Below are 20165 nucleotides of genomic sequence, written 5' to 3'. Positions count from 1 at the left end.
AAACATTCGGGGAAGAAAAGAAAGAGACGTGGTCACAATATCTTAGTGATGTGAGTTATGATTGTAGGCAAAACAGGTTCACACGGGGCACGTTGTTTTGCTCGCATCGGGCACGTGACAGCATGCCTTATAACGAACTACTTCGTCATTAGTCTGGGAAATTCATCATCCTGAGAATTTCCCTGGCTTAATATTATTTATGGAATTTCCCGTCCATGGAAATTCCATTGTTGTTCGGGCAAGGAGACCTTGCCCTCTCGCACTTCCGGCTACGTGAAGTGAGCAGAGCTCAATTCAGCTACGCCTTCAGAGCCAACATCCATGTTGGCTGATTATGTATCAGCCTTAACTATTATCTTCTAAAGGAGTTTTTGAGGGGTGCGGGGAACTTTGTTCCCTAAAAAGTTCCCTGCGATCTTTCTTTGAGTGTTTTAATTCTGAATAAGTAAGATATCTATGTGTTTCGTGCAAAGGTATCCTTTAAGTAACTTATATACATGATTATATATGAAATAAGTTTTGATTTGATGGACGGTAAGTTCCGCAGTATTAATCAGCCATAAAAGAAAACGCCCCCTCTTTTTAGGGAGGGGGCGGGGTCAGTTTTCCGGAATTTAGTGGGAAGCTTACTGCTCTTCGTTTTCCTCGCCGTTGTCGAGGGCGTTGAGCTTATCCTTCAGCATGCTTCCGAGGCTGAAGGTGCTGTTGCCGTCATCCATCTTCTTGAGGAATTCCTTAACCTCGCGCTTCTCTGAATCCTGCATATATCTGCGGATGGAGAGGATAACGTTCTTCTCTTTCTGGTCGTTTCTGAGTACGATAGCTTTTATCTTATCGCCCACCTTGAATTTTTCAGTGGGGTCTACCTTATCTACATCTACCTCAGAGGCGGGTATAAAGCCTGTGAGATCCTTGGGAAGAGCAACCTGGATACCGTCTTTTGTGAGGCCGGTTATCTCAACTTCGGTTACCTTTCCGTTGGGAAGAAGCTTGCCTATCTCTCTCCAGGGGTTGGGCTCAAGCTGTTTGATACCGAGGCTGATACGCTCCCTTTCGGGGTCGATCTTGAGTATCTTAACATCGATCTCCTGACCTTCGGAGAAGTCTGAGAGATCCTCGGGCTCGTCTGTCCATGAGATATCCTTCTTACGGATGAGTCCATCGAGGAATTCGCCGAAATCGATGAAAAGTCCGAATTCGGTAACGCTCTTGATGGTACCTTTAACAACCGAACCTTCGGGATGCTTGTCCTTGAGGCTGTTCCAGGGGTTGTCTGTGAGGAGCTTGAGGGAAACGAGAACCTTTTTGTTATTGTTGTCGATTCCGATAACGCTTCCTTCCACAACATCCTTGGGCTCAAGCTTAACCTTGGAGTTTTTAAGCCAGCTGATTTCATCCTGGGGTATGAATCCGTCCACACCGGGCTCAAGCTCAAGCACGAAGCCTTTGCTCTTGCGTGTGATAACGGTTCCTTTAACCTGAGTTCCTTCGGGATACTTCTCTGCTGCTGAGAGCCAGGGATCCTCGCTCATCTGCTTAAGGCCTACTTCGAGTTTTTCGTTCTCTCTGTCAACGCCAAGTACGAGAACCTCGAGCTCATCACCTTCCTCAAGGAACTGTGAGGGGTGCTTAACAACGCCCCAGCCGATATTGTTCTTGTGCATGAAGCCGTCTACTGCTCCGAAGTTCATGAAAACGCCGTAGTTCTTGATGGTCTTAACGTAGCCCTTAAGAACCTGCTCCTCTTCAACCTTCTCGAAGAAATCCTTGCGGTCTTTATCGAGTGTTTCGCTCATGGCGATACGCCTTGAGCCGAGGAACGAACGCTGTTTCTTGTTTATTTTAAGAACCTTGCATTCAAACTCCTGTCCGACATACTCTTCGGGAGCCTGCATTCTGTTCTTGAAGTCGATGTGGTTTTCAGGGATGAAGCAGTCCACCTCGCCGAACTTGCCGAGGAAGCCTTTCTCTACGTTGTTAACGATTTTTACAGGCACGTATTCGCCTGATTCGAGGGCCTTCTCAACCGCTATCCAGTCCGCTTCTTTTTCGATGGCCTTTCTGGAAAGCTTGATGTAGCCTCCGCCGCCGGTCATGCCCTGATACATGATCTCTACCTCGTCACCGGACTCAATCTCGAGCTCGCCTTTCTTCTCGAACTCGCTCCTGGGAACGATTCCCTCGGTCTTGTAGCCGATGTTTACGAGGATTTCGTTGTCGTTGATTTGGGCAACGACTCCTTTGATGATGGAACCTTTCTCGGGAAGCTGAAACGATTCTTCAAGAAGCGTTTCAAAATCCTCCATTCTCATTTCGTCGTTACTGTTTGTGTTATTTTCACTCATATCCTGACCCCTTCCAAAGTATTCTATAACATCCTTTATGAGGTCCCCCGGCGTACTAGCGCCCGCGGTAACCCCGATGTTTTTACAGTCTTTATACATATCAGGAGTGATCTCTTCCTTTGTCTCTATATGATAGGACCTGGGACAGATGCTCCTGCAGATTTCATACAGCCTTTTAGTATTGCCGCTGTTTTTACCGCCGATTATGATCATGGCGTCCATCTCTTCCGCAAGGTTTATTGCGGAGGTCTGGCGTTGGTCAGTGGCACTGCAGATAGTGTTTTCAACTACCAGGCTGCTGCATTTATCTTCAAGAATCTTTCTGATTCTTTCGAACTCTTCTCTATTTTGGGTGGTCTGTGCAATTAAGGAGTAGGACTCCCGTCTTGGAAGCTCTTCGGCTTCGTCCGGACCGGAGATGATGAAATATTCGCCATTGATGAAGCTGACAATTCCTGCAACTTCAGGGTGTTCCTTTTCTCCATATACCGCCACAGTATGCCCTTTTTCACTGCTTTGGCGGGCCTTCTTCTGGGCCCTTTTTACGAATGGGCATGTGGCGTCGACCATTCCGACGTCTTTAGCGTCGATATCTTTATAAGTATCACTGCTGACACCGTGGGAACGGATAACAACAGTGGCATCCTTTTCCAGTTCGTTGAGGTCGTTGCAGACATGAACGCCGCTGGCGGCGAAGCGTCCCACGACCTGCGGGTTGTGGATAATGGGGCCGAGTGTGTAAACATTTGTCTTCTGCCTTGCGGTTTGCTCCACAAGACCCACGGCTCTTTCCACTCCAAAGCAGAATCCGGCATTCTCCGCAAGGTGTACATCTATGCGTGACTTTCCGGCGTGCTGCTCAATCGCAGCAACCATTATTGTTACAACTTCATCTATTGTCAAGTTTGTTGTGTCAATTTCTATGGCATCTTCCGCTTTTTTAAGGGGTGCGCTCGCTCTTTTCGAGTCCATCTCATCCCTTTTGCGTATATCTTCGATGATTTCTTCCAGCGGAACGTCCTCACCCTTGGAAAGCCATTCTTCCCTGCGGCGTTTTGCTCTCTCTTCCACACCGGCAACGAGGAAGAACTTAACCTCCGCATCGGGGATAACGACTGTGCCGATATCCCTTCCGTCCATTACGACAGAGCTCTTGGCGGCTATCTCCTTCTGCTTTGTGGTCATTATTTCCCGAACCTTCGGGTTGGAGGCTACCTGCCCAACCATGGAGGTTATCTCCGGTGTGCGGATATCGTTTGTGACGTCTATATCATCATTATCGACAGTAATATACATTCTCTGGATATCAGAATCGGGCTCGAAACGCATCTCCACCCGCCCGAGGAGTTCGGGTAGTTCTTCGTCGGAAATGTTCCAATTATTCTTAACGAAGGCACAGGCACGGTACATTGCGCCAGTGTCGAGATAGGTTATATTGAATTTTCCTGCAACAAGTTTGGAAACGGTGCTTTTGCCGCTCCCTGCCGGTCCGTCAACGGCGATTCTGATGTTCATCGAACCTCTATTGTACTGAGAATTTCCGGAAAGTTCGGAAACGATACATCAATAGAGGCGGTTTCGTCAACAGAAACATTTGATCCGAAGCGTTTGCAGAGCAGAATACTGAGCATCGCTATCCTGTGATCATCGAAGCTCTTCAGCTTTCCTTCCCCCGTAAGTTTCTCCAGCGGATAAACCTTAAGGCCGTCCTCATATTCCTCAACCTGTGCACCGAGCTGGCGGAGGTTGTGGACAACTGCTGAAATCCTGTCCGATTCCTTTACACGAAGCTCCGCCGCCTCCCTTATCTCCACGGGGTTTTCGGCAAAAAGACCGAGATGGGCGAGCATGGGGAGCTCGTCTATCATGTTTGCGATGATCTCCCCCTTCACGCATCCCCCCTTGAAATTCTGGGATTCAATATGGATGTCACCTATGGGCTCGCCTTCGGTGGGGTGGAGGTGTTTCTCTATCTTAACTCCGAAGCCTTCCAGTGCCTCGATTATTCCGGTTCTTGTGGGGTTGAGCCCTACGTTTTTGATGGTAACGGAGCTGTTTTCAAACATGAGAGCCGCACCGATGAAGAATGCGGCTGAGGAGATGTCGCCGGGGACCTGAACATCGCTGGGGGTGAGCTTCTCCGCTCCGTGTACGGCTATGGAGAGGCCGTCAGTCTGTACATCCGCACCAAACTGTCTGAGCATAATCTCCGAATGGTTACGGGTGGGAACCTTTTCATTATATATTGTGGTTCCTTCAAGCTGTACACCTGCGAGGAGGATGGAGCTTTTTACCTGGGCACTCTTGGTGACGGCATCGATAACTCCCGGCTTCATAACCGAGGGGAGGATCGTCAGGGGCATAAGGCTTCCGCCGGAGGCCGCCTCCATCCTTGCTCCGAGCTCGGAGAGTGGCTTGATAACCCTGTCCATGGGGCGTTTGCGTAGCGAGTCATCCCCCGTGAGAACTGCGTATACACCTGCTGGCGTGATAACACCTGTCAGGAGCCTGGCCGTTGTGCCGGAGTTCTCGCAGTTGATTATGTTCGAAGGCTCGATAAAGTTCCTGAAGCCTTTGGATTCTATTATGAATCCGTTTTCGATGGGGCTGAATTCTGCACCGAGTGCCTGCATGGCGGCCATGGTGGCCTTGGTGTCCCTTGACATAAGAGGATTCGTGACCCGTGTTGTACCTTCTGCCATACCGCCGAGCATGAAGGAGCGGTGGGTTATGGATTTATCGGTGGGAACCTCAATCTCCCCGCGAAGCCCTTTTATCATTTCGTATGTTGTCATTGCAGTCCCCTCCTGATGGCGGCGGCCTCTTCGATCCGTTTGAAGATGCTTTCTTCGTCACCCTGCCGGATCTCCTCACGCCACCTGATGAGCGATTCTATATAGCTGTCGATGAGTTCAATCATATTATCCTGATTATCGAGGAATATATCCGTCCACATCCTGGCATCGCTGGCGGCTATCCTTGTGAAATCCCGAAAGCCTCCGCCAGTGTATTCGAGTGCTGTTGATTCCGCCCCACGAACCGTTTCCACAAGAGAGAAGGCAGTTATATGGGGCAGATGGCTTATGGCACCGAAGATAAGATCGTGCTTATCCGCATCCATCCGCTTGGTCTTCATGCCGATATTCCTGTGGATCTCTTCAAGTGCGGCTATGTCAAAATCTTCTGATACGGGTGTTACTATATGGTATGCGCCGCTGAATAGTTCTGCATCGGAGTGTTTGAAGCCGGACTTCTCGCTCCCCGCAATGGGGTGCCCTCCACAGAAGTTCAGCCCCGCATCCCTTGCCGCATTTATAACGGTACCTTTGGTGCTGGAAGCATCGGTTACGGGCACACTGCAGCCTTTAAGCTCCTCGATCACCCTAACGGCTGTTTTGACGGGGACGCAGATATAGATAAGATCCAGAGGGAAGGAGAGGAAGGTCTCCATATCATCTGTGAGCCCTTCGAAAATCTGGGAACCTGCGGCCTCTGCAAGGGTGTCCGCCGAGCTGTCCAGTGCATATACACAAAGACCCGAGGCGGCGAAGGCTCTTGCGAGAGAGCCCCCGATAAGCCCCGGGCCTATGATTCCGATATTATTAAATGCCATTACTTACTTTTAGAGCTGTTTGCCGACCGTTTCCGCAATGATGCGTACACGCTTCATCAGGACGTCGAAATCATCGGGCACGATGCTCTGGTCCCCGTCGGACATAGCCTCTTCGGGGTTGTTGTGCACCTCTACCATGATTCCGTCCGCACCTGCTGCAACGGCGGCCTGTGCCATGGGGAGGATGCAGTCCCTTCTGCCTGTTCCGTGGCTGGGATCCACGATAACGGGGAGATGGGTGTTGCTCTGGATAACGGGAACAGCGGAGAGATCGAGGGTGTTTCTCGTCTCAGTCTCGTAAGTTCTTATACCCCTTTCGCAAAGGAGAACCTGATAGTTCCCGCCGGCGCATACGTATTCCGCCGCCATGAGGAACTCTTTGATCGTTGCGCACATACCCCTCTTGAGCATAACAGGCTTGTCGATGGTTCCAAGCTCACGAAGGAGGCGGAAGTTCTGCATGTTCCTTGCGCCGATCTGAATGATGTCGGTGTATTTGAGTATATCGTCCATATCACGGGGGTCCATCATCTCTGTGATAACGAGCATGCCGTATTCATCCGCCGCTTCACGGAGGTATTTGAGACCCTCAACACCGAGCCCCTGGAAGGCATAGGGGGAAGTTCTGGGCTTGAAGGCTCCGCCACGGAGTATCTTTGCTCCCGCCTTGCTTGTTCTTTCGGCTATCTTGAAGAGCATGTCTCTGTTTTCTACGGAGCAGGGGCCGGCCATAACACCGACGTTGTCGCCGCCGATCTTGATCCCGTTGATGTCGATAACGGTGGGCTCCTGTTTGAAGTCCTTGCTCACAAGCTTGAAGGGCTTAACGATAGGCACCACCGTCTCCACTCCGGGGAAGGAGGAGAGGGGGCGGTCACGCAGTGTTCTTTCGTCGCCTATGGCGCCGATGATGGTTTTCTCAGTACCCTTGGAGATGTGGGTTGCAAAACCGAACTCCTGAAGCTTTTCTACGATGTGATCAAGCTCCTGCTCGGTTGCACTGTTTTTCATTACGATGATCATATTCTTTTACCTCTTGAGGATTTTTTCGAGTTTTTCGATGAAGGTTCCGTTCTCGTCCGCCGTTCCGATGGATACCCTTATGTATTCACCGAGTCCGGGGCCGAGGTAGCGCACGATGACTCCTTCTTTGAGGAGTTCGTTGAAGACCTTCTCACCGTCCCCCACCTTAACGAGCATGAAGTTTGCCTGGGTGGGTACGTATTCGATGCCGAGCCTTTCCAGCTCTCTGTATATGTATGCCTTCCCCTGACGGTTTTCATGGATAACCCTGCGGAGAAAGTCGGAATCGTCCAGTGCAGCCTCTGCCGCAATCTGTCCCCCCATGTTGGTGTTGAAGGGCTGGCGGACACGGTTCAGCATGTCGATTGCATCGGGGTGTCCTACGGCGAATCCCACACGGAGTGCGGCGAGGCCGTATGCCTTGGAGAATGTGCGCATGACCATCATGTTGGGGTACTTGTCCAGCATCTTGATGGTGTCAGGGTAGTCATTAGCATCGACGTATTCGTAGTACGCCTCGTCCATAACGACTATGCAGTCTGCGGGGACCTTCTCCATGAAGTTTACGAGTTCCTCATCGGTGAAGTGAAGACCGGTGGGGTTGTTGGGGTTTGCAAGGAATATGATCCTTGTCTTATCGTCTATCTCTTCGGCGAGCTTTTCGAAATCGTAGCTGAAGTCCTCTTTGGTGGGGATCCATTTGCAGGAGGCTCTCATTGCCTGGGCTATGATACCGTATACGCTGAAGGAGGGTGCGGGGCTCATAACATGCTCGTCCGTACTGACGAAGGTACGCATGGCGAGCTCGATGATCTCGTTGGAGCCCGTTCCGAAGATGATCCTGTCTCCGTCCACATTCAGCCTTTTAGCAAGCTTCTTGCGCAGGTAGTACACATCCCCGTAGGGGTATCTTCCCATCTCGGGCATGAAATCCTTCAATGCCTCCATAGCCTTGGGCGATGGGCCGAGGGGATTCTCGTTTGATGCCATCTTAAGAGCCTTCTCAACGCCAAGCTCCCGCTCAAGTTCCTTAACGGGCTTTCCGGGTATATAGGGTTTGAGGCTCTCTATCTCTTTTCCTGCAAGTTTTTTGTAGTCTATCATTTTTCCCCCTTGGGATAGGAGCCTAGAACCTTCATGTACTGTACGTTCGTGTTGAAATTCGCAAGTACCCCTTTAACGGGCTCCTCATCCTTATGTCCGTCTATATCTACGTAGAAAACGTATTCCCACGCCTTCTTGCGTGAAGGGCGGGATTCTATCTTTGTCATGCTGATGTTGTGCTCTGCGAACTCATGCAGGGCTGTATAAAGCGCACCCGGCTGGTGGGCAACGGAGAAGACTATGGAGGTCTTGTCGTTACCGGTGGCCTGGGGGTCGAAGTCCCCTATTATGAGGAAACGGGTGAAGTTGTTTGAGCTGTCCTCTATGCTTCGTTCCACGATGCGCAGGTTGTATAGCATCTCCGCCATTTCGGAGGCAATCGCCGCACATTCGGGATCGTTAGCCGCCATCTCCGCTGCCTTGGCCGTGGAGTTCACCTCGTAAACGGGTATATCGTTCAGGTTCTCACCCAGCCATTTACGGCACTGGGCTATGGCATGGCTGTGGGAATAGATCTTCTTTATGTCCTTTATCTTTCCCGACTGGCTCATGAGATGATGGCTAACCTCAATGAAAACCTCGCCGCAAATACGCAGGCTGCTGTCCACAAACATATCGAGGGTATGGTTTACAACACCCTCAAGGGAGTTTTCTATGGGGATAATACCGTAATCGAGCCTCCCCCTCTCCACGCTGTCGAATACCTCGGGTATGCTTCGTACCGGCACAAGCTCTGCTGAGAGGCCGAAGTTCTTTATGGCGGCAAGGTTTGTGAAGGTTCCCTCGGGACCCAGGTAGCCCACCTTCTGCACCTCTTCAAGGGAGAGGGATGCGGAGATAACCTCACGATAAACCCTGCGGATAGCCTCATTGGGAAGGGGACCTGTGTTCATCTCCTTGAGGCGTTCGTAAACCTTACGCTCCCGGGAGGGTACATAGAGGGGCTTGCCTGCCTTTTTCTTGATCTCCCCGACCTCAATGGCCTGCTTTGCCCTTTCGTTAAGAAGTTTGAGGATCTCGCCGTCCAGACGGTCGATCTCCTGGCGGTATTTTTCAAGCTCTTTCATAATTGCAAAATGTACCAGAATAGGCCTGTTTAGGCAACATGAAAGGCGTTTAGTACCGCTTTATTCTTCTATTGGTTCTTGACATCCTCACCCCCTGCGGTTAATGATTCTTCCAAAGCATTTTCGGAGATACGAATTTGAAAATCCTCGTTTTCAACCCCTCCTTTCTCGGCGATTCTGTGCTGACAACCCCGCTGATAAAGGCTGTTAAGTCATACCTATCCGACAACCCTGAGGAAGAGGCCGTTGTGGACTTCTGCGTCCGGCCGGAGTTCGCCCCCCTGTTTGAAGGTCTTGAACTCATAAATAAGGTGATCCCCTTCGATAAGAGGGGGAACGAGAAGGGGCTGTCGGGGATATTCCGTTTTGCAGGATTCCTCAAGCTGGGTGAATATGACGTGATCATATCACCCCATAAATCCTTCCGTTCAACCTTACTGCTCGGCATGACAGGTGTCATCAGGCGTATAGGCTTCAGGCAGGCGGCGTTCTCTTTTGTATACCCTGAAAAGGTGGAGCGTAATATGGAACTCCACGAGGTTGAGCGCAATCTTATGCTCCTGGAGCCGTTCATTACGGATTTTGCCCTGGAAGATGCTAAGCGGAGGGGTGGAAGACCGGAGGTATTCATTGATGAGAGCTACTCCGAAAAGGTTTCAAGATATTTCAAGGCCGCCAGACCAGGTGGGCGTGTTATAGCCCTTGCGCCAGGTTCTGTCTGGGCGACGAAGAAATGGCCTGCACAACGTTTCGCAAAGGTGGCGGATATGATATACGAGGCGGGTGATATCCCTCTGATTATCGGGGGACCGATGGACAGGGATGCGGCGGATGAGCTCAAATCACATATGAGGCACACCCCGGCAGACTTCTGCGGATTCATTCCCCTTCGAAGGCTCCCTGCGCTCATAGATGCCTGTGATCTTCTTATAACAAACGATAGCGGGCCATTGCACATAGCAGTTGCCGTGGGCACACCTGCCACTGCGATATTCGGCCCCACAGTAAAAGGGCTCGGATTCTTCCCCTACACGGATAACAGCGCAGTTGTGGAGGAGGATCTGTACTGCCGTCCATGCGGACTGCATGGCGGAAACGAATGCCCCGAAGAGCATTTCCGCTGTATGCTTGATATAACCCCCGAAAGGGTCTATGAAACGGCGGAGGGACTTCTGTGAAGGTTCTCTTTGTTCGCTTCGGCTCACTCGGCGATGTTATACTAACCACGGGCGTAATCAGGCTCTTTAAACAGCATCATCCCACTGCTGAGGTACATGTATTTACATCCAAAGAGTTTGCGCCGGTATATAACGGTCTCGATTTCATAAATCATGTTGTAACCCTCGACAGAAGCAAGGGAATGGCAGAGTTTGGCAGAACCCTCCAGCAGAAGATAAACGGTTACGATCGTGTGATCGATCTGCATTCAAACCTCCGCTCCAAGGCGATGCGTTTCATGACCGAGGCGGAGTTTGTGTCCTATAAAAAAGATTCGGCGGAGCGGCGCAGGTTTGTAAAGACCGGCAGGCGTACCAAGCGCCTTGATCTGCATGTTACGCAGAAGTACGCCGAGGCTCTGAACAGACAGTTCGGCTTGGAATACGATGATATAGAGGAGCTCAGGCCGGTTGTTCATTCGAAGGAGTCTGCAGTTCCCGGCAGGGTTGTGATACACCCCTATGCGAGCAGAAACACGAAGGTATGGGACAAGTTCCCCGAGCTTGCCGGTGAGCTTGTTAAGCAGGGGCGCAGGGTGGCTGTTGTGGGGAGCGGAGATTTCCCAAGTATCGAAGGTGTTACGGATCTGTCCGGCACCACCGGGATAACCGAGCTTTTCGATATACTCGCCTCCGCCCAGCATGTGATAACAACCGATTCCGGCCCCATGCATGCCGCAGTAGCACTCAAGGTGCATACGGTGGCCATTTTCGGGAGCACGACCAGAGAGTTCGGCTTCTACCCATGCTTTGAGGGGGTGGATGTTATTGAGAATAACGATGCGGAGTGCCGGCCGTGCCATGTGCATGGGCTCGATAATTGTCCGAAAGAACATTTTAAGTGTATGAAAGAGATAGATATAGAGCGGGTTCTGCAGGCAATCAGGTAAGATTGACATTTCCAAGTACAAACTGCTATAACACCCCACACTCAACAAATTCAGGAGCGAAAAAATGTCCAACAGAGGATTCGAGAAGACACTCTCCGATCAGGAGAGGAAGGATCTGGCGGAGAAAGCCCGCCTTTGCAGAGGGGATATCCTCAAGATGACAACCCTTTCCGCAAGCGGTCACCCCGGCGGTTCCATGTCGTCCATAGATATGTACCTCACAGTTTATGAGTTCGCTAATATCACCCCAGAAAACTGGGATTCCACGAAGAGGGATCGAGTATTTGTTTCCCACGGCCATACCTCCCCCGGTGTATATTCCGCCCTTGCGAGGAACGGTTTCTTCGACATAGACGATGCCACAGCCTACTTCAGGCTTGCAGGTTCCATCTATGAAGGGCATATCGAGCGGATGGTTCCCGGCGTGGAGTGGTCCACAGGAAACCTCGGCCAGGGTCTATCCGCCGGATGCGGTGCGGCCATTGCCGGCAAGCTGAGGGGCGAGGATTTCAGCATCTTCGTATTCATGGGTGACGGCGAACAGCAGAAGGGGCAGATACCCGAGGCGAGACGATTCGCCGTTAAGTTCGGCCTCAACAACATCACAGCATTCATCGATTATAACAAGCTCCAGATCAGCGGTGATATCGCAGATGTTATGCCCCAGAACATCCGAGGCGAGTACGAGGCGGACGGCTGGCACGTGATCGAGATCGATGGTCACGATTTTTCCCAGATATACAATGCCGTTACAGCGGCCAAGAAGATAGATAAACCCGTTCTGGTCCTCGCAAACACTGTGATGGGCAAAGACGTGGGCTTTATGGAGAACATCGCCGGATACCACGGTAAACCCCTCACAGAGGAACAGCTGAAAGAGGCCCTTGAGGAGCTCGAGGTTGAGAACAACTTCGCAGATCTGAAGGAGAAGAGAGCCGGGTTCCAGTTCGATGAATCCCTCCACGTTCTTCGACCCTTTTCAAGTGCAGTGAAAACAGGCACACCCCGTACCTACTCCGCAGAGGAGAATACAGACAACCGCTCCGGCTTCGGCAACGCACTCCTTGATGTTGTGAAGGAAACGAAGGATGCAAGCGGAACACCCATAGCCGTCTTCGACTGTGACCTTGCCGGTTCCGTTAAAACAGGGGGAATCGAAAAGGAGTACGCAGAGAACTTTATACAGTCGGGTATTCAGGAGCATCATACGGCTACATGCGCCGGTGCAGCCAGCGTAAACGGTGTTATCTCCGTTTTTGCAGATTTCGGCGTATTCGGTGTGGACGAGGCCTACAACCAGCAGAGGCTTAACGATATAAACTCCTCTAATCTCAAGGTGTTCACAACACACGTAGGTATCGATGTGGGCGAGGACGGCAAGACGCACCAGTGCCTCGACTATATTGGTGCCATGCGCAATATATACGGTTTCAAGGTTGTTGTGCCTGCGGATCCGAACCAGACGGATAGAGCCACCAGAACCGCCATCGATACCGACGGCAACTGGCTCGTTGCCATGGGACGCTCTAAGGTTGCCACAATAACAGACGCCAACGGTAAGCCCTTCTTCGGCGAAGGCTACACCTTCGAATACGGCAGGGCGGACCTCCTTGCAGATGGCGATGTTGCACTCGTTTCCTGCGGCTCCATGGTGCACAGAGCACTCAAGGTGCGTGAGATACTTGCAGAGAAGGGGATAAGCGTTGCTGTTATCAATATGAGCTCACCCCTCGAGCCCGATATGGAGATGCTCAAGAGGTTTGCCGATAAGCCGGTATTCACCTACGAGGATCACAATGCGGATACAGGGCTCGGCTCGATTATAGCGATGAAGGCCTGCGATGAGGGGCTTAATATGAAGGTGCGCCGTTTCGGAGCAGAAAGCTATGCCTACTCCGGCAAGCCCGATGATGTACTCAAGCTCATCGGTCTCGACCCCGAAACCGTTGCTGGGAAGATAGAGAAGGAACTGTAAAAGAGGACAACGATCCGTGGTTTCTGTTGGGGGAATCACGGATTAATTCGATATTTTCAATAACGGAGCCACCAAGCCTATCCACCTTAAAGGTGAGATGCTCAAATCGGTGGCTATTTTTTTGCCCTATTCCTTCGGATCAAGGATATCTCTCAGCCCTTCGCCGAGGAGGTTGTAGCCGAGTACGGTAATAAATATGGCCATACCTGGGAAGAAGGAGAGCCACCAGGCGAACATGATGTTGTCTTTGCCCGATGTGAGAATATTGCCCCATGAGGGGGTGGGGGGCTGAACGCCAAGGCCGAGGAAGCTGAGGGCGGATTCTGTGAGTATCGCCCCTGCGATTCCCAGTGTGGCGGTTATGAATATCGGCGTGAACACGTTGGGGAATATATGCTTGAACAGGATCTTGCTTGAGCTTAAGCCCTGAGTCTTTGCTGCAGCTATGTAGTCTCTGGTTTTTACACTCATCGTCTCCGCCCGCACAAGCCTTGTAACACCCATCCAGCTGGTAAGCCCTATGATGAGCATGACGTTGAATATGGAGGGGTTCAGAAAGGCTATCACTGCAAGTATCAGAAAGAATGAGGGGAAGCAGAGCATTATATCAACGAAGCGCATTATTACTGTGTCCGCAAGACTGCCGAAGTAGCCCGAAATGAGTCCAAGGACGGTTCCTATTATAACCGATATCCCCACGGCCACAAAGCCCACAAAGAGCGAGATCCTTGTCCCGTAGACCACCCTCGAGAAAACGTCCCTGCCGAGCTCGTCCGTGCCGAAATAATGTTCGGCTGATGGGGGTAGGAAGATGGAGTCGAAGTCGATATTAGCCGGATCATAGGGTGCTATGACAGGGGCGAGGGCGGCAACGAATATGAAGAACAAAACGATGCTCCCGCCGAAGATGAACAGAAAGTTGCCCTTCGCCTTCTCAGCTGCTCTTCTTCTTGCCATACCTTATCCTCGGATCAACGCCTGCATAGGCGATATCCGCTATTAGATTCCCCAGAAGGGTAAGCACCGCACCGATAACCAGAACACCCATAACAACGGGGTAGTCACGGCTCAGAACCGATTGATAGAAGAGCTGACCCATTCCCGGGATGCTGAATATCGATTCGAATATTACACTACCCCCAATAAGGCCGGGGATCGAAAGGCCGAGTATCGTAACCACAGGGAGCAAGGCATTCTTGAGCGCATGGCGGAAGACAACCTTTCGTTCGCTCAATCCCCTTGCCCTCGCCGCCGTGATATATTCTTCCTTCAGCACATCGAGCATACTGTTCCTCGCGAAACGGCTGAGACCAGCAAGACCGCCGAAGACGGAGAGCACAACGGGGAGTGTAGCATGCCAGAGGATATCCTTTATCTGCCCGATGGTGGAGAGCTGATCGTAATTATATGAACGGAGTCCGGATATAGGTATCCAACCCTTCTGCACGCCGAAGTAGTACATGCAGAGCAGGGCGAGCCAAAAAGTAGGCACAGCAAAGCCCACAAAGACGAATACCGTCACACCCCGGTCAAAGAGGGTATCCTTGTAATAAGCTGATAATGCCCCCAGTGGCAGGGCGATGAAGAAGACCAGCACAAGCCCGGCAACATTCAGCCAGATAGTTACGGGGAGCCTCTCGGAGATCTTTTCAAGAACGGGCTTTGCATCGGGGGAGAATGAGTTGCCGAAGTCGAGTGTTGCAAACTTCTTTAGCCAGTTTGCATAGCGGATGTGTACAGGCTTGTCCAGATCATACATCCTCTCGAATTTCTCATAGGCTGTTTCGGAGAATTTGGGGTTCATGGACGATATGAACTGCACCGGATCGCCGGGAGCGAGATGGATAACGATGAAGCTTATGAAAGTTATACCTATCAGCAGGGGGATCATCCCTGCCAGTCTCCTGAGGATGTATGCGAACATGCTAGAATTTTAAGAGAACAGTATTACTTTGTGAAGTGATATTTTTGCTCGGCGGCAGGAATATACCATTCCTCCACGTTGTAGGCTATGCCTGCGGGTGCGGGTTCAACATTCTTGAACCGCTTGCTGAGAGCCACAAGGGCATCTGGAATATACAGGAATGTATAGGGCTGTTCCTCGGCCAAAATCTCCTGGAAACGGTGGTAGTATTCCTTGCGCTTCTCGGGATTCAGTTCGTGGCGACCCTGCTCTATGAGTTCATCCGCCTCTTCGTTCTGGAAGCAGACGAAGTTCAGCTTCTTGGGAGCACAGTTTTTGGAGTGCCAAACATCGTATATATCAGGATCGTGTATAATGTTCCATCCCATAACAACGGCGTCAAACTTCTGATTGTCGATGTATTCATTGATGAATGTTGCCCACTCGAGGACACGTATCTCAACATCGATACCCAGCTCCTTCCAGTGCTGCTGGATAGTTTCTGCTATCTTTATACGCACACTGTTCCCCTGATTGGTCATGAGCTGGAACTTGAAGGGCTTACCATCTTTATCGATTATTCCATCCCCGTCGCTGTCGCTCCAGCCCGCCTCTGCGAGGAGAGCTTTGGCCTGCTCCACGTCGTAGGGGTAGGTTTTAACATCAGGATTGTGCCAGATGGTACCCGGCTTATAGGGCCCTGTGGCGGGTCTGCCGAGGCCGAAGAGGATTCCGTCCACAATTTTCTGTTTAGGCGTGGCATGGGTCAGAGCTTGACGCACACGCTTATCCTTGAACATCGGGTTGTTCAGGTTATAGCCTATATATGTGTAGCTTGAGGCAAGGTAGGTATATTTGTTGTACTGCTCTTTGAACTTTGCGTTATCCGTCTGCTTAGTCCACTGCAGAGGTGTGAGCCCCATAATATCGATGGCGCCGTTGAGGAGCTCCATGAATGTCGTGGCGATGTCGGGGATAACACGGAAGATGAGCCTGTCAATATGAGGTCTGCCCTCGAAATATTCATCGTTGGCTACAAGGGTTATGGACTCACCCGTCTTCCACTCTTCGAATACGTATGGACCCGTTCCCACGGGCTCACGCATAAGGGGTGATTTTGCGGGATCCTCCCCCTTGAGAAGGTGCTCGGGCAGAACAGCCATCCCCCAACTTATGAGAGCGGGGGCGTAAGGCTTATCGTAGCTGACCCTTACGGTATAGTTGTCGAGCTTCTCGAATTGCTTAACAAGACGGTAGTCTGCGTCGTAGGAGGTTGGCGTGTTGTTGTCGATCATGAACTTGTAGGTAAATTCAACGTCATCAGCATTGAACGGCTCGCCGTCATGCCAGGTAACATCTTTACGCAGGTGAAAGGTTATGCTTTTCTGGTCCTCTGAAACATCCCACGATTCGGCCAGATCCGGCTTAACTTCAAGGTTTTTGTCGTACTCCACAAGGCCGTTGTAGATATAATTTGATACCTCATGGGAGGCTGAGTCGCTGGTTATGTTGTAGATAAGCCCCGAAGCATCCGCAAGGGTCGGGTTAATGAGGGCTCCGCCATCGACGGGCTTCTCAGCTGCCTTGCCGGAGGCCTCAATTTTATCAGAGACTTCTGCTCCCCCTTTTTTCTGTGCAGAGCCCGAGTCCTTCTTATCCCCGCTTTCAGGCTGGGATGAGCAGGATATAACAAGGGCTGTGCTTAGTAAAAGGAGAAGCCTTCGCACTTCTATTTACTCTCTGCGGGAACCTGAGGGTTCGCAGGCTGCTGCTCCTGCTGTTGCTGAGCAGGCTGATTCCTGAGCTTATCGGTAACGCTTCCCGATGACTTATCCCTGGAGAGAATAGCGAGTGTGAGCGAGGTGATCATAAAGGTAACAGCGATGATGGTGGTCACCTTGTTCATGATGTTTGCAGGGGAGCCGGGACCGAACATGTCGCCGGAACCGCCGCCGAGTGCTGCTCCGAGATCTGAGCCTTTGCCGGACTGGAGAAGTACGGCGATAACAAGCAGAACACAAACAAAAATGTGCAGTACAAGAAGATAGGTGTACATCTTTTCCTCTTTTAGTCGTTGTAGTTTATAATGCTGAGAAAGTCTTCGTATTTAAGACTAGCCCCGCCGACAAGAGCTCCGTCCACATCCGGCTGATTCATCAGCCCTTTGATGTTCTGGGGTTTAACGCTCCCGCCGTAAAGGATTCTTATCTTGCCCGCCATAACGGGTCCGTAGAGGCTTTTAAGCTTTTCCCTGATAGCCGCATGCATCTTCTGTGCATCCGCAGGTGTGGCTGTTTTACCGGTGCCGATGGCCCAAACGGGCTCATAAGCTACAGTAACACGCTCTATTTTGTCAATGGGAACATCGTTCAGTCCGAGTGCGATTTGCGAAAGAACCACATCGTATGCCGCATCCGCATCCCTCTGAAAGAGGGTCTCGCCGACACATAGGATAACCTCAAAGCCGTTACTGAGGGCGATTCTGAGCTTTTTGTTTATTGCTTCGTCATCCTCATTGTAGATTGCTCTTCTTTCGGAATGCCCTACAATAATTGTTGAAACGCCAGCGGATTTAAGCATAGAAACGGAGACTTCGCCTGTAAATGCTCCCTCTTCGTGTTCGGAAACATTCTGGGCGGCGAGGGCGACTGTGGAATTGTTGTCGTTGAGGTAATAGTTTATGGGTGCGAGGCTTACAAAGCTTGGTGCAATGGCCACGTCCACGGCGTCGCTGTTATATTCTGAAAAGGTGAGACCCGCTGCGAGTTCAACACCTTGCTGTATGTCCAGATTCATCTTCCAGTTGCCTACAATGTAGGGCTTTCTCATTCCTTCTCCTCCTTTGCGGGGGTTGAAACTGTTTTGATGTTGCCCCCCATCTCAAGGTTTCCGTTAAAGACAACACCCTCTTCCATTTTGATGGCGGGTGTTCTTATGGTTCCTGTGACAACGGCGGGTTTGTAAAGTTCAACCTTGTCCTTGGCGGTGATGCTACCGTCAAACTTGCCGGATACCTTGACAACGCCAGCCTCTACATCAGCCTTTATGTTGCCGGAATTCGCCACAACGAGAGTATCTTTTGTCTTTATATTTCCTTCGAAGTTGCCGTCCATGCGGACAAGGCCGTCGAAAATGAGAGTTCCGTTAAAGGTCGTGTTTTTACCGAGGAATGCATCGATTCCGCCGGTTTCTTTTCCTTTCATCATTCTTCGCCCCTGATAGTTTTTATGATTCTGTCCAGTTCCTCATCGGAGGTGTACTTTATCTCAATTGTGCCCCCATTCTTTTTGGGGCGCATTACAATCTTTGTTTTAAAAAACTCTTCCATCTCGTCCCTGAGCCCGAGGAGGAAAACATCCTCCTTCTCCTCACGCTTATTCTCGCTTTCGCTAGTTTCCTTTCCAGCCTTGGCGGCGAGGCGTTCGGTTTCACGCACAGACAGACCGTTCTCTATTATCTTCTTAAGGATCCCTATACATTCTTTTTCATCCTCAACGGAAAGCAGGGCTCTGGCGTGACCTTCACTTATAAGCTCTTCCCTGAGAGCTTCAAGGGCCTTGCCGGGGAGGTTTATGAGTCGAAGGGTGTTCGCAACGGCGCTTCTGCTCTTGCCGATGACCCTTGCCACGTCCTCTTGACGGTAGCCGTGTTTGTCCATGAGGTTCTTGTAGGCTGTGGCGAGATCGTAGGCGTTAAGATCCTGACGCTGGATGTTCTCAATGAGTGCCAGTTCAAGGCGTTCCACCTCGGTGGATATATCCTTGACAACGGCAGGTATTGTCTTCAGTCCGGCGAGTCCGGATGCACGCCAGCGGCGTTCTCCGGCGATTATCATATACCCTTCATCGGTCTTTGTCACGATGATGGGCTGGATAACACCCTTCTCTTTTATGGAGTGAACTAGCTCGTCCAGAGGCTCGTCATCAAAGCGTGTTCTGGGCTGCTGTTCGTTGGGAACGACCATGGCGAGCTCAAGCTCTGTGACGTTTCCTTTAGGTTCTTCAGGTTTTTCGTTCTTGGGTATGAGGGATTCAAGACCCCTGCCGAGCGGTTTCTTTTTCATGAGAGCTTTGGAAGTATCTCCTTCGCCAGTTCGATATAGCTCGCCGCCCCCCGGGACTTAACATCGTACTCGATGATAGACATCCCGTAGCTCGGGGCTTCGGAAAGCCGCACGTTTCTGGGTACTATGGTCTTAAAAATACTTTCGCTGAAATACTCCTCAACCTGATTGAGTACCTCTTTGGAAAGGTTGTTTCTTGGGTCGTACATGGTCAGCAGTATCCCCTCAAGGGAAAGGTTTTCATTAAGGCTCTCTCTGATAAGCCTTATGGTGTTGAGAAGCTGACCCAGCCCCTCCATGGCGTAGTATTCGCACTGAAGAGGGATAAGAACCGAATCCGCCGCTGTGAGCGCGTTAACGGTTAGAAGTCCGAGTGAGGGCGGACAGTCTATAATGATTACCTGATATTCTTCTCTAAGTTTCTCAAGAGATTTCTTAAGCCTCGTCTCACGGCTGAGCGTGGTAACAAGCTCAACCTCCGCCGCAGTAAGGTTTATGTTGCTGGGCAGGAGGGAGAGGTTTTCCACCTTCGTATCTATAACCGCATCCTCAGCTTCTGCATCGCCTATTAGCACCTCGTAAAGGCTTGTGTACCCCTTTTCGGAGGTGTCGAAGCCGATACCGCTGCTGGCGTTGCCCTGAGGATCCATGTCAACCAAGAGCACCTTCGCCTCTGCAAAGGCGAGGGAGGAGCTGAGGTTGATCGCTGTGGTTGTTTTTCCTACGCCCCCCTTCTGGTTGGCGATGGCGATGACTTTTCCCATAGGATTCATAGAGTAATTAAACCCGTCATAAAAATCAAGATCAATCACTCCCCGGAAACTCTCCCAGGAGCGTATCCCCACGTTATCCATGGTTTGACTTTTAAAATATTTAACTTCGCAAGGAGGGGGTGTTTATGTAAAACAGTTGAAAACGGAACATTATTCTTTATAATCTAGCATCAAGATTTAAGTTATTTCAAA

Annotated in this window: 17 protein-coding genes; 3 read left to right on the top strand and 14 right to left on the bottom strand. The window is 50.9% G+C overall.

Annotation, left to right across the window (positions count from 1 at the left end):
• Positions 1 to 626: 626 nt before the first annotated feature.
• The 6 genes from K300_RS16645 to pheA are packed head-to-tail and all read right to left on the bottom strand — an operon-like array spanning position 627 to position 9152.
• Positions 627 to 3860: a bifunctional 4-hydroxy-3-methylbut-2-enyl diphosphate reductase/30S ribosomal protein S1 gene (locus K300_RS16645; protein WP_022852255.1), complete on the bottom strand. Its 3234-nt coding sequence runs from the start codon at positions 3858 to 3860 to the stop codon at positions 627 to 629.
• The gene (aroA, locus tag K300_RS0113720; protein WP_022852254.1) at positions 3857 to 5140 is read right to left on the bottom strand and encodes a 3-phosphoshikimate 1-carboxyvinyltransferase; all 1284 of its coding nucleotides are present in this window, start codon (positions 5138 to 5140) and stop codon (positions 3857 to 3859) included. The genes K300_RS16645 and aroA overlap by 4 nt, the downstream gene beginning before the upstream one ends.
• On the bottom strand, positions 5137 to 5958 hold the full coding sequence (locus tag K300_RS0113715; RefSeq protein WP_022852253.1) for a prephenate dehydrogenase: 822 nt from the start codon (positions 5956 to 5958) through the stop codon (positions 5137 to 5139). Before K300_RS0113715 ends, aroA begins: the two co-directional genes overlap by 4 nt.
• 9 nt (positions 5959 to 5967) lie before the next feature.
• Positions 5968 to 6981, bottom strand: coding sequence for a 3-deoxy-7-phosphoheptulonate synthase (gene aroF / locus K300_RS0113710; RefSeq protein ID WP_022852252.1), 1014 nt, complete (start codon positions 6979 to 6981; stop codon positions 5968 to 5970).
• 6 nt (positions 6982 to 6987) lie between these two features.
• Entirely contained in the window at positions 6988 to 8085 is a 1098-nt protein-coding gene (gene hisC, locus K300_RS0113705) for a histidinol-phosphate transaminase (protein ID WP_022852251.1), read from the bottom strand.
• Entirely contained in the window at positions 8082 to 9152 is a 1071-nt protein-coding gene (gene pheA / locus K300_RS0113700; RefSeq protein WP_022852250.1) for a prephenate dehydratase, read from the bottom strand. Before pheA ends, hisC begins: the two co-directional genes overlap by 4 nt.
• 137 nt (positions 9153 to 9289) lie before the next feature.
• On the opposite strand from pheA, the gene K300_RS0113695 reads away from it, so the two are divergent.
• From K300_RS0113695 to K300_RS0113685, 3 genes are all read left to right on the top strand, one after another.
• Positions 9290 to 10330: a glycosyltransferase family 9 protein gene (locus tag K300_RS0113695; protein WP_022852249.1), complete on the top strand. Its 1041-nt coding sequence runs from the start codon at positions 9290 to 9292 to the stop codon at positions 10328 to 10330.
• Positions 10327 to 11259 carry a glycosyltransferase family 9 protein gene (locus K300_RS0113690; RefSeq protein WP_022852248.1) on the top strand — a complete coding sequence of 311 codons (933 nt, stop codon included), beginning with the start codon at positions 10327 to 10329 and terminating at the stop codon, positions 11257 to 11259. The genes K300_RS0113695 and K300_RS0113690 overlap by 4 nt, the downstream gene beginning before the upstream one ends.
• 64 nt (positions 11260 to 11323) lie before the next feature.
• Positions 11324 to 13234 (top strand): transketolase, encoded by a 1911-nt coding sequence (locus K300_RS0113685; RefSeq protein WP_022852247.1) that lies wholly within the window; start codon positions 11324 to 11326, stop codon positions 13232 to 13234.
• Positions 13235 to 13360: 126 nt separating this feature from the next.
• Here K300_RS0113685 and K300_RS0113680 read toward each other — a convergent pair whose 3' ends face one another.
• From K300_RS0113680 to K300_RS0113645, 8 genes are read right to left on the bottom strand one after another with little or no spacing between them, the layout of a single operon-like run.
• Entirely contained in the window at positions 13361 to 14191 is an 831-nt protein-coding gene (locus tag K300_RS0113680; protein ID WP_022852246.1) for an ABC transporter permease, read from the bottom strand.
• Positions 14169 to 15158: an ABC transporter permease gene (locus tag K300_RS0113675; RefSeq protein WP_022852245.1), complete on the bottom strand. Its 990-nt coding sequence runs from the start codon at positions 15156 to 15158 to the stop codon at positions 14169 to 14171. The genes K300_RS0113680 and K300_RS0113675 overlap by 23 nt, the downstream gene beginning before the upstream one ends.
• Positions 15159 to 15181: 23 nt before the next feature.
• Positions 15182 to 16864, bottom strand: a complete 1683-nt coding sequence (locus K300_RS0113670) for a peptide-binding protein (protein WP_022852244.1) — start codon at positions 16862 to 16864, stop codon at positions 15182 to 15184.
• Between the two features lie 2 nt (positions 16865 to 16866).
• Positions 16867 to 17193, bottom strand: a complete 327-nt coding sequence (gene secG, locus K300_RS0113665) for a preprotein translocase subunit SecG (protein WP_022852243.1) — start codon at positions 17191 to 17193, stop codon at positions 16867 to 16869.
• Between the two features lie 11 nt (positions 17194 to 17204).
• Positions 17205 to 17966, bottom strand: coding sequence for a triose-phosphate isomerase (gene tpiA / locus K300_RS0113660; RefSeq protein ID WP_022852242.1), 762 nt, complete (start codon positions 17964 to 17966; stop codon positions 17205 to 17207).
• Positions 17963 to 18343, bottom strand: a complete 381-nt coding sequence (locus K300_RS0113655) for a bactofilin family protein (RefSeq protein WP_022852241.1) — start codon at positions 18341 to 18343, stop codon at positions 17963 to 17965. The genes tpiA and K300_RS0113655 overlap by 4 nt, the downstream gene beginning before the upstream one ends.
• Positions 18340 to 19200, bottom strand: coding sequence for a ParB/RepB/Spo0J family partition protein (locus tag K300_RS0113650; protein WP_022852240.1), 861 nt, complete (start codon positions 19198 to 19200; stop codon positions 18340 to 18342). Before K300_RS0113650 ends, K300_RS0113655 begins: the two co-directional genes overlap by 4 nt.
• Positions 19197 to 19964 carry a ParA family protein gene (locus K300_RS0113645; RefSeq protein WP_026836475.1) on the bottom strand — a complete coding sequence of 256 codons (768 nt, stop codon included), beginning with the start codon at positions 19962 to 19964 and terminating at the stop codon, positions 19197 to 19199. The genes K300_RS0113650 and K300_RS0113645 overlap by 4 nt, the downstream gene beginning before the upstream one ends.
• Positions 19965 to 20165 lie beyond the last annotated feature (201 nt).

The organism is Limisalsivibrio acetivorans, assembly GCF_000421105.1.
Lineage (GTDB): Bacteria > Chrysiogenota > Deferribacteres > Deferribacterales > Geovibrionaceae > Limisalsivibrio > Limisalsivibrio acetivorans.
Note: the sequence above shows the minus strand (reverse complement) of the source record. Positions and strands in the feature narration are given on the sequence as shown.

Coding starts and splice junctions, on each gene's coding strand:
- K300_RS0113645 (WP_026836475.1), bottom strand. CDS start 19,964: ATGGGAAAAGTCATCGCCATCGCCAACCAGAAGGGGGGCGTAGGAAAA.
- aroA (WP_022852254.1), bottom strand. CDS start 5,140: ATGACAACATACGAAATGATAAAAGGGCTTCGCGGGGAGATTGAGGTT.
- K300_RS0113685 (WP_022852247.1), top strand. CDS start 11,324: ATGTCCAACAGAGGATTCGAGAAGACACTCTCCGATCAGGAGAGGAAG.
- pheA (WP_022852250.1), bottom strand. CDS start 9,152: ATGAAAGAGCTTGAAAAATACCGCCAGGAGATCGACCGTCTGGACGGC.
- K300_RS0113680 (WP_022852246.1), bottom strand. CDS start 14,191: ATGGCAAGAAGAAGAGCAGCTGAGAAGGCGAAGGGCAACTTTCTGTTC.
- K300_RS0113675 (WP_022852245.1), bottom strand. CDS start 15,158: ATGTTCGCATACATCCTCAGGAGACTGGCAGGGATGATCCCCCTGCTG.
- aroF (WP_022852252.1), bottom strand. CDS start 6,981: ATGATCATCGTAATGAAAAACAGTGCAACCGAGCAGGAGCTTGATCAC.
- secG (WP_022852243.1), bottom strand. CDS start 17,193: ATGTACACCTATCTTCTTGTACTGCACATTTTTGTTTGTGTTCTGCTT.
- K300_RS0113655 (WP_022852241.1), bottom strand. CDS start 18,343: ATGATGAAAGGAAAAGAAACCGGCGGAATCGATGCATTCCTCGGTAAA.
- K300_RS16645 (WP_022852255.1), bottom strand. CDS start 3,860: ATGAACATCAGAATCGCCGTTGACGGACCGGCAGGGAGCGGCAAAAGC.
- hisC (WP_022852251.1), bottom strand. CDS start 8,085: ATGATAGACTACAAAAAACTTGCAGGAAAAGAGATAGAGAGCCTCAAA.
- K300_RS0113715 (WP_022852253.1), bottom strand. CDS start 5,958: ATGGCATTTAATAATATCGGAATCATAGGCCCGGGGCTTATCGGGGGC.
- tpiA (WP_022852242.1), bottom strand. CDS start 17,966: ATGAGAAAGCCCTACATTGTAGGCAACTGGAAGATGAATCTGGACATA.
- K300_RS0113650 (WP_022852240.1), bottom strand. CDS start 19,200: ATGAAAAAGAAACCGCTCGGCAGGGGTCTTGAATCCCTCATACCCAAG.